Below are 13,067 nucleotides of genomic sequence, written 5' to 3' on the forward strand. Positions count from 1 at the left end.
CCAGGCCCGCCCGGCAGGTCGTGTCGGTGCCCCGTGACACCGTGTCGCCCATGACGACGACCACCGTTCTGCTCCTCACCGTCGGCTCCCTTGCCGTGGGTGTGCTCGTGGGCTGGCTCTGGCACGCGAACCGCGCGGCGCAGGCCGGGCGGTCGGAGCAGCTGGAAGGCATCCGCGCGCACGGCGAGCTCGAGTCCGCGCGCCGCGACGCCGCCGAGCTGCGAAGCCGCCTCGACCAGGCGGCCGCCGAGACGGAGCGCCTGCTCGCCGGCCAGCGCGAGCAGGCGGAGCGCGACCTCGTCCGCGCCCGCGACGACGCCGACCGCCGCGTCGGGGAGACGCGCGAGCAGGCCGAACGGCTGCTCGCCCAGGTCCGCGAGGACCTGCAGCGCCAGCTCGACGAGGCCAAGGGCGACCAGGAGGCCGCCGCGCAGCGGTTCCGCAGCGTGGCCGGCGACGTCCTGGCCTCCAGCAACAAGCAGTTCCTCGAGCTCGCCGAGCAGCGGCTCAAGGCCAGCACGGTGAAGAACGACGAGACCCTCGCGCAGCGCGAGCAGGCGATCCGCGCCCTGGTCGACCCGCTCGGCAAGAGCCTGGAGAAGGTCCGTGCCGAGGTCGCCGCCGCCGAGAAGGCGCGCGCCGAGGGGTCCTCCGCGCTGGGCGAGCACCTGCGCCAGCTCACGATGGTCAACGCCGAGCTGCGGCAGGGCACCAGCGACCTCGTCACCGCCCTGCGCTCCTCCCAGACGCGCGGCGCCTGGGGCGAGCTGCAGCTCCAGCGCGTCGTCGAGGCCGCCGGGATGATGGAGCGCGTCGACTTCGACGTCCAGGTGCAGGCCACGAACGACGACGGCGAGGTGCTGCGCCCCGACATGGTGATCAACCTCGCGGGCGGCAAGAACGTCGTCGTGGACTCGAAGGTCGCGTTCCTCGGGTACCTCGAGGCGCAGCAGGCCACCGACCCCGCCGTGCGCGAGCAGCGCATGGACGCGCACGTGCGGCACGTGCGCAAGCACGTGGACGACCTCGCGTCGAAGCGGTACTGGGACCTGTTCGACCACGCGCCCGAGTTCGTCGTCATGTTCGTGCCTGCCGAGGCGTTCCTGGCCGCCGCGCTCGAGCGCGACCCGTCCCTCATGGAGGAGGCGGCGCGCAAGAACGTGCTGCTCGCGAGCCCCGCGACCATGCTCGCGCTGCTGCGCACCGTCGCGTTCGCGTGGCGGCAGCAGGCGCTGGCCGACAACGCGCAGGAGGTGCTCAAGGTCGGCAAGCAGCTGCACTCGCGGATCGTGACCATGACCGGCCACATCACCCGGATGGGACGCTCGCTGGAGAGCTCGACCAAGGCCTACAACTCGATGATCGGCTCCCTCGAGCGCAACGTGCTCGTGTCGGCCCGCCGGATGGTCGAGCTCGACGTCGTCGATGCCAAGGACGCGATCGAGGAGGTCAAGGGCCTGCAAGAGGTGCCGCGCCCCATCACGCGCCCCGAGCTGCTCGCCGTGGAGGAGGGCGCCGTCGTCGCGCTCGGCGATGTGTCCGTCGCCGAGCGGGCCGTCGGGGACGACCGTGCCTCCGTCGACTCGCTGGTTGCGGCGGACCGCGAGGCCCTGGAGCGCGCCGCGGGCGAGCAGTCCGGCGGCACGTCCCGGGGTTCCGCCGCCGGCTGAGGCCGCCCACGTGCGGGTCGCGCCTGCGCCGTCCTGAGCTTGTCGAAGGGTCGGACCGCTGGTTCGACGGGTCGGACCCGCTGGTCGAGCCCGTCGAGACCTGCTCTCGACAAGCCCTTCCGGCGACGCGTCAGGCGGGCTCGACGGGCAGGGCGGTGCGGCTCTCGCGGCGGGGTCGCTTGTCGTCCTGACCGGCCGCCTTGAGGCCCGCACGCAGCTCGCGCGGCAGCGAGAACATGAGGTCCTCGGTGGCGGTCCGCACCTCCTCGACGGCGCCGAAGCCGCGCTCGGCGAGGTAGGCGATGACGTCCTGGACGAGGATCTCGGGGACGGAGGCGCCCGACGTGACGCCGACCGTCCCGACGCCGTCGAGCCAGGACTCGTCGATCTCGGCCGCGCGGTCCACGCGGTAGGAGGTGCGGGCGCCGGCCTGCAGCGCCACCTCGACCAGGCGCACCGAGTTCGAGGAGTTCGCGGAGCCCACGACGATCACCAGGTCGGACTCCGGCGCGAGCTTCTTCACCGCGACCTGACGGTTCTGCGTGGCGTAGCAGATGTCGTCGCTCGGCGGATCCTGCAGCTCGGGGAACTTCTCGCGCAGCCGGCGGACCGTCTCCATGGTCTCGTCCACGGACAGGGTGGTCTGCGAGATCCACACGAGCTTCTGCGGGTCGCGGACCTGTACCTGGTCGACCTCGTCCGGGGAGTTGACGACCTGCACGTGGTCGGGCGCCTCGCCGGCTGTCCCCTCGACCTCCTCGTGACCGGTGTGGCCGATGAGCAGGATGTCGTAGTCGTCCTTGGCGAAGCGCACGGCCTCCTTGTGCACCTTCGTCACCAGGGGGCAGGTGGCGTCGATGGTGTCGAGGCTCCGCGCGGCCGCGGACTCCCGCACGGCCGGCGAGACGCCGTGCGCGGAGAACACGAGCCGGGCGCCCTCGGGCACCTCGTCGGTCTCGTTGACGAAGATCGCGCCCCGGTCGCGCAGCGTCTCCACGACGTGCTTGTTGTGCACGATCTCCTTGCGCACGTACACGGGCGCGCCGTACGTCTCCAAGGCCTTCTCGACCGCGACGACGGCGCGGTCGACGCCCGCGCAGTAGCCGCGCGGGGCGGCCAGCAGCACGCGCTTGGTGGGGGGCTCGATCGCCGTGGTGCTCGAGGGGGCCGGTGCGGTCGCAGTCACCCGGTCAGTCTAGGTGGGCGGGTGTGGACGGTCTGTGACGGCGCTCGCCGCCCGCTGTGACGGGCCTCAGCGTCGGTGGCGTGCGGCATGCTGGGGCGGGTGACCGACCTGTACCCCGACCGCACCGGCGGGCCCCCCGGCGACGCGCGGCAGGCGCCGCAGCCGCTGCCCGTGCTCGCGCGCGACACCACCGCCGAGCGGCCCTGGCCCGTGCGCCTGCTGTCGGAGAAGATCCGGGAGTACGTCGCGAAGATGTCGACGGTCTGGGTCGAGGGCCAGGTCGTGGAGCACACGTACCGCGGCCGGGCGGGGATGCAGTTCGTCACGCTGCGCGACACCGACGTCGAGGCGTCGCTGCCCGTGCACATGCTGACCCGGGCCTTCGACGGCCTGCACCACAAGCCCGAGGTGGGCGACCACGTCGTCGTGCAGGCCAGGCCCGAGTTCTGGACCAAGGCCGGGCGCCTGTCGCTGCGCGCCACGGCGATCCGCCAGGTCGGCGTCGGCGAGCTGCTGGCGCGCATCGACCAGCTGCGGCGCGTGCTGGCGGCCGAGGGGCTCTTCGACGTGGACCGCAAGCGGCCGCTGCCGTTCCTGCCCGCCGTCGTCGGGCTGGTCTGCGGGCGGGAGTCGAAGGCCGAGCACGACGTCGTCGTCAACGCCCGCTCCCGCTGGCCGCAGGTGCGCTTCGAGATCCGCGAGGTCGCGGTCCAGGGTGTCAACGCGGTGCGGGAGGTCAGCGCCGCGATCGCCGAGCTCGACGCCCGCCGGGACGTCGACGTCCTCGTCGTGGCGCGCGGCGGCGGCTCGGTGGAGGACCTGCTGCCGTTCAGCAACGAGGCCCTCGTGCGCGTGGCGGCCGCCTGCACGACGCCGCTGGTCAGCGCCATCGGGCACGAGACCGACGCCCCGCTGCTCGACCTGGTCGCCGACTACCGAGCCTCCACCCCCACCGACGCCGCGAAGCGGATCGTGCCCGACGTCGCCGAGGAGCGCGCCCGGGTCACCCAGGCGCGTCAGCGGATCCGGGCGGCCATGGCGTCGCGGCTCGACCGGGAGCAGCACGGGCTCGACGCGGTGCGGTCCCGGCCGGCGCTCGCCACCCCGCAGTCGATGGTCGACGCGCGCGAGCGGGAGGTCGGCCAGCACGTGCGGCACGCCCGCCACCTGCTCGACGCCGCGCTGCTGCGCGCCTCCGGCGAGGTGGGCCGACTCGCGGCCCAGGTCAGGGCGCTCTCCCCCGCCTCGACGCTCGAGCGCGGCTACGCCGTCGTGCAGCGCGGCGACGGGCACGTCGTCCGCTCCCCCGGCGACGTCGCCGTCGGCGACGCGCTGCGCCTGCGCCTCGCCGTGGGCGCGCTCGACGCGGAGGTCACGGCGACGGCTGACGCCGCGCCGCACGGCTGAACCTCGTCGCGAGGCGTTCGAACGCCGCCGCGAGCTCGTCGCCCTCGACGACCTCGACGTCGACGCCGAGCTGTGTCATCCACAGCGCGAGCTGGTCCGGGTCGTCGGAACCGAGCTCGACACGGCACGCCGACTCGCCGACCTCCTCGATGTCGAGCGGGGTGAGGATCTTCGCGGCGACCTCGGCGGCCGGGGCGTGCACGAGGACCCGGGCGCGGTACCTCCAGGCGGCCTTGTTGACCCGACCCACGACGTACTCGACGACGGCGTCCTCCGGGATGGTGCGCGGCCGGAAGCGCGCGCCCGTGGGCGCGTGCGGCACCAGGCGGTCGACGCGGAAGACGCGCCAGTCGTCGCGGTCGAGATCCCACGCGAGCAGGTACCAGCGCGGCCCCCAGCTCACCAGCCGTTGCGGCTCGGTGACGCGCGGCGACGCGGTTCCCCCAGGCGTCGTGTAGTCGAACCGGAGCCGTTCGTGGCCGCGGATCGCGGCCGCGACCGAGCCGAGCACCGAGAGGTCGAGGGACGGGTCGGCTCCCGGGACCACGCTCGTCGCCTCGCGCACCGTCTCGACCCGGTGCCGGAGGCGCGCGGGGAGCACCTGCTCCAGCTTGGCGAGCGCCGTGAGCGACGTCTCCTCGACGCCCAGCCTCCGCGACGCGACCACGCCCAACCCGACCGCGACCGCGACCGCCTCGTCGTCGTCGAGCAGCAGCGGAGGCATCGCCGTCCCGGCGGCCAGCCGGTACCCGCCCGCGACGCCGGGGCGCGCGTCCACGGGGTAGCCGAGCGAGCGCAGCTTGCCGATGTCGGCGCGCACCGTCCTCGTGCTCACCTCGAGCCGGCCGGCAAGCTCGGCGCTCGTCCAGTCGCGCCTGACCTGCAGCAACGACAGCAGCTCGAGCAGGCGGGCCGAGGTCTCCAACATGTTCTCGATCCTGCCAGCAATTGCGGAAGCTCTCCTGCCGCATTGCCTGCGACCGTGGACTCATGACCGACAACAGCGCACTCACACCGTTCCGCATCGACATCCCCCAGGCCGACCTCGACGACCTGCACGACCGGCTCGCACGGACGCGCCGGCCGATCCCGGTGCCCGGCCGCGATGACCGCACGGACTTCGGTCGCGGCATCCCGCCGGCGTACCTGAAGGAGCTCGCCGACCACTGGCGCGACGGGTTCGACTGGCGCGCGCAGGAGGCGGCCCTCAACCGCTACCCGCAGGTCACGACCGTCGTCGACGGTCAGACCTTCCACGTGATGCACGTCCGCTCCGCGAACCCCGACGCCGTGCCGCTCCTCCTGTGCCACGGGTGGCCGGGCTCGTTCGTCGAGTACCAGCGGCTCGTCCCGCTGCTGACCGACGCCTTCCACCTGGTCGTCCCGTCGCTGCCCGGGTTCGGGTTCTCGACGCCCCTGTCGGGCACCGGCTGGGAGGTGGCCCGCGCGACCGAGGCGTACGCCGAGATCATGACGCGGCTCGGCTACGAGCGGTTCGCCGTGCACGGCACCGACATCGGCGCGGGCACGACCGGCCGGCTCGCCGCGCTCTACCCGCAGCGCGTGATCGGCACCCACGTCGGGAGCGACGGACGGTCGCTCGGGATGGTGGGCGACCAGTTCCCGGCCCCCGACGGCCTGACGGACGACGAGCTCGCCGAGATCGAGGCCGTGCGCAGCCGCGACGCCGCGGAGCACGGCTACTTCGAGATGCAGAACCACCGGCCCGACACGATCGGCGCAGCCCTGACCGACTCGCCCGTCGGCCAGCTCGCGTGGATCGCGGAGAAGTTCCAGACCTGGACGAACCCCGCCCACCCGACGCCGGACGAGTCCGTGGACCGCGACCAGCTGCTCACGAACGTCTCGCTGTACTGGTTCACCCGCAGCGGCGCGTCGAGCGCGCAGTTCTACTACGAGGCCTCGCACTCCGGGCTCGACTGGCTCGCGGCCTCGGACGTGCCGTCGGCGTGGTCGGTGTTCGACACGCACCCGCTGATGGCGAAGGTGTTCAACGCCTGGGGCGGGATCTCGCAGTGGGTCGAGCACGCCGAGGGCGGCCACTTTCCCGCGATGGAGGAGCCCGAGCTGCTCGCCGCCGACCTCCGCGCGTTCTTCGCCGGGAGGTCGTGAGAACTGGCGGTCGAGCCTGTCGAGACCACGGTGCCGGGTCTCGACAGGCTCGACCAGCGTCAGCGGGCGCGGGCGACGCGCCCCTCGTCCCACACGGGCTCGGCGGTCTCTCGGACCACGCCGTCGGCGCCGAAGACGAGGAACCGGTCGAACCCGCGCGCGAACCACCGGTCGTGCGTGACCGCAAGCACGGTCCCCTCGAACGCCTCGAGCCCGGTCTGCAGCGCCTCGGCGCTCTCGAGGTCGAGGTTGTCCGTCGGCTCGTCGAGCAGCAGCGCGGTGCACCCGGACAGCTCGAGCAGCAGGATCTGGAACCGCGCCTGCTGCCCGCCGGAGAGGCGGTCGAACGGCCGGTCGGCGGCCACCGTGAGCTCGTACCGTCGCAACGCGGACATGGCGGCGCCCCGGCCGCGGGCATGGTCCTCCCAGAGGATCTGGGTGAGGTCCCGCCCGAACAGCTCCGGGTGGGCGTGCGTCTGCGCGAAGAACCCGGGCACGACGCGCGCCCCGAGCCGCGCCTCGCCCGTGTGCGCGACGTCGTCGCCCGCGAGCAGGCGCAAGAAGTGCGACTTGCCCGAGCCGTTGGAGCCGAGCACCGCCACCCGCTCGCCGTAGAAGACCTCGAGGTCGAAGGGCTTCATCAGCCCGGTGAGCTCGAGCCGCTCGCAGGTGACGGCGCGCAGCCCCGTGCGGCCGCCGCGCAGCCGCATCCGGATGTCCTGCTCGCGCGGCGGCTCCGGCGGCGGCCCGGCCTCCTCGAACTTGCGCAGGCGCGTCTGCGCCGCCGAGTACCGCGACGCCATCTTGGGGCTGTTCGCCGCGGCCTGCCGCAGGTCGAGCACCAGCCGCACGAGCTGGGCGTGCTTCTCGTCCCAGCGGCGACGCAGCTCGTCGAAGCGGGCGAACCTCTCGCGGCGCGCGTCGTGGAAGGTGGCGAACGACCCGCCGTGCACCCAGGCGTCCGTGCCGGCGGGGCCGACCTCGAGCGCCACGATGCGGTCGGCGGCGCGGGCGAGCAGCTCGCGGTCGTGCGAGACGAAGAGGACGGTCTTGCGGGTGGCGCGCAGCTGCTCCTCGAGCCAGCGCTTGCCCGGCACGTCGAGGTAGTTGTCGGGCTCGTCGAGCAGCAGCACCTCGTCGGTCCCGCGCAGCAGCGCCTCCAGCACGAGCCGCTTCTGCTCGCCCCCGGACAGCGTGCGCACCTCGCGCCACCGGGCCTGCTCGAACGGGATCCCGAGGGCCGCGGTGGTGCACACGTCCCAGAGCGTCTCGGCCTCGTAGCCGCGCGCCTCGGCCCAGTCGGCCAGGGCCTGGGCGTACGCCATCTGCGCGGGCTCGTCGTCGACCTCCATCACGGCCAGCTCGGCGGCGTCGACGGCCCGGGCGGCGTCGCGCACGCGCGGCGGCGCGACGGAGACGAGCAGGTCGCGCACGGTGGTCGCGTCGCGCACGGAGCCGACGAACTGCGGCATGACGCCGAGACCGCCGCCGACGGTCACGGCCCCCGCCTGGGTGGGCAGCTCGCCCGCCAGCAGGCGCAGCAGCGTCGTCTTGCCCGCGCCGTTGGGCCCCACCAGCGCGGTGGCGCTGCCCTCGCCGACGCGGAACGAGACGTCGTCGAGCAGCGTGCGACCGTCGGGCAGCACGTGCTCGACGTGCGCCACCTCGAGATGTCCCATGGCACGAAGGGTCTCTCGCGACCGCACCCGCGGGCAAACGAGTTTCCTGCCGACGGGCGGGCACGGCGGACGGACACCCCGGCGTCGTGTCGGTCCGATGGGGTTGACTGTCCCCCGTGACCGACGCGACATCCCCCGACACCCCCGCCGACGTCTCGACCCTGTCGTACGAGGCGGCCCGCGACGAGCTCGTGCACGTCGTCGGCCGGCTCGAGGCGGGCGGCGAGCCGCTGGAGACCTCCCTCGCCCTCTGGGAGCGCGGCGAGGCCCTCGCCGCGCGCTGCCAGGAATGGCTCGACGGCGCCCGCGAACGGCTCGCCGCCGCCCAGCGCGGCGCCGTGCCCGGCGCGGACGGCGACACGGGAGCCGGCACCGAGGACGGCTACGACGACGGGGAGGACGCATGAGCGCGCACGTGCTGGCGGTCGGCGAGGCGCTCGTCGACGTCGTCCACCGCACCGATGGCAGCAGTGCCGAGCACCCCGGCGGCAGCCTCGCGAACGTCGCCCTGACGCTCGGTCGCCTGGGCCGCGACGTGCGGCTCGCGACCTGGCTGGGCGACGACGAGCGCGGCGCGACCGTGCGCGACTGGCTCGCGGAGTCCGCGGTCGCCCTCGCTCCGGGGAGCGACGGGGCCGCGCGGACGAGCGTCGCCCAGGCGACCCTCGACGCGGAGGGCGCGGCGACCTACGAGTTCGACCTCGAGTGGCGGGTGCCCGAGGGCACCGCCGCGGCGCCGGACACCCTCGCGGTGCACACCGGCTCCATCGCCGCGATGCTCGCCCCCGGCGCGGCGGACGTGCGCCGGCTCGTCGAGGCGGCCCGTGCCACCGCGACGATCACGTACGACCCCAACGCCCGCCCGGCGCTCATGGGCGACGCCGCCGAGGTGCGGCCCCGGGTGGAGGAGCTCGTCGCGCTCGCCGACGTGGTCAAGGTCAGCGACGAGGACCTGGCGTGGCTCGCACCGGGCACCGATCCGCTGGACGTCGCGCGGGCCTGGCAGCGCACCGGGCCCGCGGTGGTGGTCGTGACGTTCGGCGGCTCGGGCACCACCGCGGTCACCGCGGCGGGCGAGGTCACCATGAAGGCGCCCCGCGTGGACGTCGTGGACACGGTCGGCGCCGGTGACTCGTTCATGGGTGCGTTGCTGGACTGGCTGTGGGGCGCGGACCTGCTCGGCGCGCACCGGCGCGAGGCGCTGCGCGGGATCGACCGCGCGGCGACCGCGCGGATGCTCGTCCGCGCGGTGGCGGTCGCCGCCGTGACCGTCTCCCGCGCCGGCGCGAACCCGCCCTGGCCGACGGACCTCGTCGGTCCCGACCGCGTACGTATCGACGGCGTCAGCGCCGACCCGGAGGAGGAGACCGCATGACCCCCGCAGAGGCCTGGGCGCGGCTGCGCGCCGGCAACGACCGCTTCGTCGCCGACCAGCCGGCGCACCCGTCGCAGAACGCGGCGCGCCGCCAGGAGCTGCGCACCAGCCAGCACCCGCACACGGTGATCTTCGGCTGCTCCGACTCCCGCGTCGCGGCCGAGATCATCTTCGACCAGGGCCTCGGGGACGTCTTCGTGGTCCGCACGGCCGGGCACGTCGTCGACACGACCGTGATCGGGTCGATCGAGTACGGCACCGAGGTGCTGAGCTCCCCGCTCGTCGTGGTGCTGGGCCACGACTCCTGCGGGGCGATCGCCGCGACCGCGCACACCCTCGCCACCGGCGAGCAGCCGCCCGGCTTCGTGCGCGCGGTGGTCGACCGGGTCATCCCGTCGATCGCGGAGCTCACCAGCCGCCAGGGCGTGCAGACGCCGATCGACCCCGACGTGCTGCGCACCGAGCACGTGAAGCACACGGTGGCGATGCTGCGCGGCTACTCCGCGGCGATCGCCACGGGCATCGCCGAGGGGCGCACCGCCGTCGTCGGCGTGGTGTACGACCTGGACGACGGCAGCGCCCGCCTCGTGGAGGTCGCCGGCGACGTGGGCGAGGAGCCCGTGGCCGCGTGACCCGGGGGTTGAGCTCGTCGAGACCCAGTTCGTGGGATCGACCCTTCGACGGGCTCAGGACGGCGCAGGCTCGACCGACGATTGGTCAGTCCGGCGCGGCCGCGGCGAGCAGGCGCCGCACGGTGCCGAGCGTGCGCGTCGTGGCCACGCCGCCGGTGAGCCGCTCGACGTGACCGTTCGGGTCACCGCCGGCGCCCGGACCCCCGCGGACGACGGCGAGCACCAGCCCGGGGCGGGCGGCCACGAGGTCGAGCGTGTCGCGGGGGTCGGTCCAGGGCAGCGCGACGGGCAGCGGCGCTCCGCCGTCGACCAGCGTCACGGTCTCGCGGTAGGTGCGCTCGTCGCGCGTGACGGCGAACGGGTCGCCCTCGACCGCCGCGGCGAGCTCGTCGAGGGACCGGACCAGGCCCGCACCCGCGTAGCCGGCGCGGGCGGCGAGCGACGGGGCCGCGGCGGCGACCAGGGCCTCGGCGGAACCGGCGACCTCCAGGTCGAGCAGCACGGTCCCGTTCGTCTGGAACGACCGCACCGCGCGGGCCCCGGCGTCGCGCAGCGCCTGCTCGAGCACCCCCCGCACCGGGCTGCCGCGGTGGCCGAGGTTCATGGCGCGGTAGAACACCGCGTGGGTGTAGGACACCCGGCCATCATGACCGAGGGCGTGACCCGGGTCACGGCGGACGGGTCGTCCGCGTGCGGCACGATAGAGACATGACTTCCGACACCGTCGTCCCCGGCACCGGCGCGGCCGGCGCGGGCGAGACAGAGTTCCGCATCGAGCACGACACGATGGGCGAGGTGCGCGTCCCGGCGCACGCGCTCTACCGGGCGCAGACGCAGCGCGCCGTCGAGAACTTCCCGATCTCGGGGACCCCCCTCGAGCGTGGGCACATCGAGGCGCTCGCGCGCGTCAAGAAGGCCGCCGCCCGTGCCAACGCCGAGCTCGGCGTGCTCGACGCGGACGTGGCCGACGCGATCGCCGCCGCCGCCGACGAGGTCGCCTCGGGGGCGCACGACGCGCACTTCCCGATCGACGTCTTCCAGACCGGCTCCGGCACGTCGTCGAACATGAACACCAACGAGGTGCTCGCCACGCTCGCGACGAACGCGCTCGGCAAGCCGGTGCACCCGAACGACCACGTCAACGCCTCGCAGTCCTCGAACGACGTCTTCCCGACGTCCGTGCACGTGGCCGCGACCGCCGGCGTCGTGCGCGACCTGGTCCCGGCGCTCGGCCACCTGGCCGAGGCGCTCGAGGCGAAGGCCGCGGAGTTCGCGACCGTCGTGAAGTCGGGCCGCACGCACCTCATGGACGCGACCCCCGTCACGCTCGGCCAGGAGTTCGGCGGCTACGCCGCCGCCGTGCGGTACGGCATCGAGCGCCTCGAGTCCGCGCTCCCCCGCGCGGCCGAGGTCCCGCTCGGCGGCACCGCGGTGGGCACCGGCATCAACACCCCGGCCGGGTTCCCGCAGCGCGTCATCGAGCTGCTCCGCGAGGACACCGGCCTGCCGCTCACGGAGGCGCGCGACCACTTCGAGGCGCAGTCGGCGCGCGACGGGCTGGTCGAGCTGTCGGGCGCGCTGCGCACCGTCGCGGTCTCGGTCACCAAGATCTGCAACGACCTGCGATGGATGGGCTCCGGCCCGAACACCGGCCTCGGCGAGATCGCCATCCCCGACCTGCAGCCGGGCAGCTCGATCATGCCGGGCAAGGTCAACCCCGTGATCCCCGAGGCCGTGCTCATGGTCGCCGCCCGCGTGATCGGCAACGACGCCACGGTGGCCTGGGCCGGGGCCAGCGGCTCGTTCGAGCTGAACGTGCAGATCCCGGTCATCGCGCAGGGGGTGCTGGAGTCGGTGCGGCTGCTCGCGAACGCCTCGCGCGTGCTGGCCGACAAGACCGTGTCGGGCATCACCGCGAACGTCGAGAAGGCCCGCGCGTACGCCGAGTCGTCGCCGTCGATCGTCACGCCGCTCAACCGCGTGATCGGCTACGAGGCGGCGGCGAAGGTCGCCAAGCACTCCGTCAAGGAGGGCCTCACCGTGCGCGAGGCCGTCGTGGCGCTCGGCTTCGTCGAGCGGGGCGAGGTCACCGAGGCCCAGCTCGACTCGGCCCTCGACGTGCTGTCGATGACGAAGCCCCCGCAGGCCTGACCCTCGACCCCGCAAGGGCGTCCGGGACGCACACGGCGCGAGCTCGGCAGCGGAGCTCGCGCCGTCTGCGTACCCCGACGCCGCGCGGCGAGGCGTCGGTGCGGGCACGCCGACGCGCCAACCCGCGAGACGGGTGTTTGGTAAGCCTTACCTCACCTGCTATGGTCGGCGTCACGCGGGAGGCGCGCCGCCGAGCTTGCGGGGCTGGGGGGTTCCATCTGGGACGGCGCGCCTCCCCCGCATCCCGCACGACCGGCGACGCGCTCCGCGGAGGCCGGGTCGGCGGCCGCACGGTCAGTAGTCGCGCGGGTCGAGCCTTCGCAGCACGACGGCGAGCAGCCGGGCCAGCTCCGCCCGCTCCCCGTCCGAGAGGTCCGCGGCCGCCGCCCGCTCGTGCTCGACCTGCCGCGGGAACAGCTCGTCGGCGAGCTCCTCGCCCCGGGCGGTGAGCGCCACGACGACGCCGCGCCGGTCCCGCTCCAGCACCGTGCGCTCCACGAGGCCAGCCCGCTCCAGCCGCGCGAGCCGCTTCGTCATCGACGCGCCGGGCGCCCCCGTCATCGTCGTGACCTCCCCCGCCCGCAGCGGCCGGCCGGCGCGCCGCAGGGCCGTCAGCACGTCGAGCTCTCCGCGGGAGAGGTCGCGGGCCGCGAGGTCTTCGGCCATCGCCTCCTCGAGCAGCCCGGCGACCCGGCGCACCCGCGCGCCCACCTCGGCGGGTGACGTGTCGACCCCGGGAAGACGCTCGGCCCACTGCTCCCGGACCCGCTCGATGTAGTCCATCGGCCCAGGATAAGGGCGTGCGTCACATCAGTTCCCAGATGTTTTACCTGT

The 13,067-nt window shown here is 74.3% G+C and carries 12 protein-coding genes; 7 read left to right on the top strand and 5 right to left on the bottom strand.

Annotated features, from left to right (window positions below):
• The first annotated feature begins 50 nt into the window (after positions 1–50).
• Complete coding sequence (locus tag ABD254_RS03175) at positions 51–1,670, top strand: DNA recombination protein RmuC (RefSeq protein WP_344245589.1); 1,620 nt, start codon at positions 51–53, stop codon at positions 1,668–1,670.
• A 130-nt stretch (positions 1,671–1,800) separates the two neighbouring features.
• Here ABD254_RS03175 and ABD254_RS03180 read toward each other — a convergent pair whose 3' ends face one another.
• Positions 1,801–2,856 carry a 4-hydroxy-3-methylbut-2-enyl diphosphate reductase gene (locus tag ABD254_RS03180; protein ID WP_344245591.1) on the bottom strand — a complete coding sequence of 352 codons (1,056 nt, stop codon included), beginning with the start codon at positions 2,854–2,856 and terminating at the stop codon, positions 1,801–1,803.
• 108 nt (positions 2,857–2,964) lie between these two features.
• Here ABD254_RS03180 and xseA point away from each other — a divergent pair, with 108 nt between their 5' ends.
• Positions 2,965–4,263 (top strand): exodeoxyribonuclease VII large subunit, encoded by a 1,299-nt coding sequence (gene xseA, locus ABD254_RS03185; protein ID WP_344248476.1) that lies wholly within the window; start codon positions 2,965–2,967, stop codon positions 4,261–4,263.
• Here xseA and ABD254_RS03190 read toward each other — a convergent pair.
• The gene (locus tag ABD254_RS03190) at positions 4,229–5,191 is read right to left on the bottom strand and encodes a helix-turn-helix transcriptional regulator (RefSeq protein WP_344245593.1); all 963 of its coding nucleotides are present in this window, start codon (positions 5,189–5,191) and stop codon (positions 4,229–4,231) included. The two genes, xseA and ABD254_RS03190, sit on opposite strands and share 35 nt — an antisense overlap.
• 62 nt (positions 5,192–5,253) lie before the next feature.
• On the opposite strand from ABD254_RS03190, the gene ABD254_RS03195 reads away from it, so the two are divergent.
• A complete protein-coding gene (locus ABD254_RS03195; RefSeq protein ID WP_344245595.1) occupies positions 5,254–6,396 on the top strand; it encodes an epoxide hydrolase family protein in 1,143 nt (380 codons plus the stop codon).
• Between the two features lie 59 nt (positions 6,397–6,455).
• On the opposite strand, the gene ABD254_RS03200 is transcribed toward ABD254_RS03195, so the two are convergent.
• The gene (locus tag ABD254_RS03200) at positions 6,456–8,075 is read right to left on the bottom strand and encodes an ATP-binding cassette domain-containing protein (protein WP_344245596.1); all 1,620 of its coding nucleotides are present in this window, start codon (positions 8,073–8,075) and stop codon (positions 6,456–6,458) included.
• 116 nt (positions 8,076–8,191) lie between these two features.
• Here ABD254_RS03200 and ABD254_RS03205 point away from each other — a divergent pair, with 116 nt between their 5' ends.
• Genes ABD254_RS03205 through ABD254_RS03215 form a run of 3 tightly spaced genes read left to right on the top strand, consistent with a single transcriptional unit; the run spans position 8,192 to position 10,082 of the window.
• Positions 8,192–8,482, top strand: a complete 291-nt coding sequence (locus ABD254_RS03205) for an exodeoxyribonuclease VII small subunit (RefSeq protein WP_344245598.1) — start codon at positions 8,192–8,194, stop codon at positions 8,480–8,482.
• A complete protein-coding gene (locus tag ABD254_RS03210) occupies positions 8,479–9,450 on the top strand; it encodes a carbohydrate kinase family protein (RefSeq protein WP_344245600.1) in 972 nt (323 codons plus the stop codon). The genes ABD254_RS03205 and ABD254_RS03210 overlap by 4 nt, the downstream gene beginning before the upstream one ends.
• Positions 9,447–10,082 carry a carbonic anhydrase gene (locus tag ABD254_RS03215; protein WP_344245602.1) on the top strand — a complete coding sequence of 212 codons (636 nt, stop codon included), beginning with the start codon at positions 9,447–9,449 and terminating at the stop codon, positions 10,080–10,082. Before ABD254_RS03210 ends, ABD254_RS03215 begins: the two co-directional genes overlap by 4 nt.
• A gap of 85 nt (positions 10,083–10,167) precedes the next feature.
• Here ABD254_RS03215 and ABD254_RS03220 read toward each other — a convergent pair whose 3' ends face one another.
• On the bottom strand, positions 10,168–10,719 hold the full coding sequence (locus tag ABD254_RS03220; protein ID WP_344245604.1) for a DUF1697 domain-containing protein: 552 nt from the start codon (positions 10,717–10,719) through the stop codon (positions 10,168–10,170).
• A 71-nt stretch (positions 10,720–10,790) separates the two neighbouring features.
• On the opposite strand from ABD254_RS03220, the gene ABD254_RS03225 reads away from it, so the two are divergent.
• Positions 10,791–12,233 (top strand): class II fumarate hydratase, encoded by a 1,443-nt coding sequence (locus tag ABD254_RS03225; protein ID WP_344245606.1) that lies wholly within the window; start codon positions 10,791–10,793, stop codon positions 12,231–12,233.
• Between the two features lie 294 nt (positions 12,234–12,527).
• Here ABD254_RS03225 and ABD254_RS03230 read toward each other — a convergent pair whose 3' ends face one another.
• Positions 12,528–13,016, bottom strand: coding sequence for a MarR family winged helix-turn-helix transcriptional regulator (locus ABD254_RS03230; protein WP_344245608.1), 489 nt, complete (start codon positions 13,014–13,016; stop codon positions 12,528–12,530).
• Positions 13,017–13,067 lie beyond the last annotated feature (51 nt).

This window comes from Isoptericola hypogeus (assembly GCF_039531145.1).
GTDB classification, from domain to species: Bacteria; Actinomycetota; Actinomycetes; order Actinomycetales; family Cellulomonadaceae; genus Isoptericola; species Isoptericola hypogeus.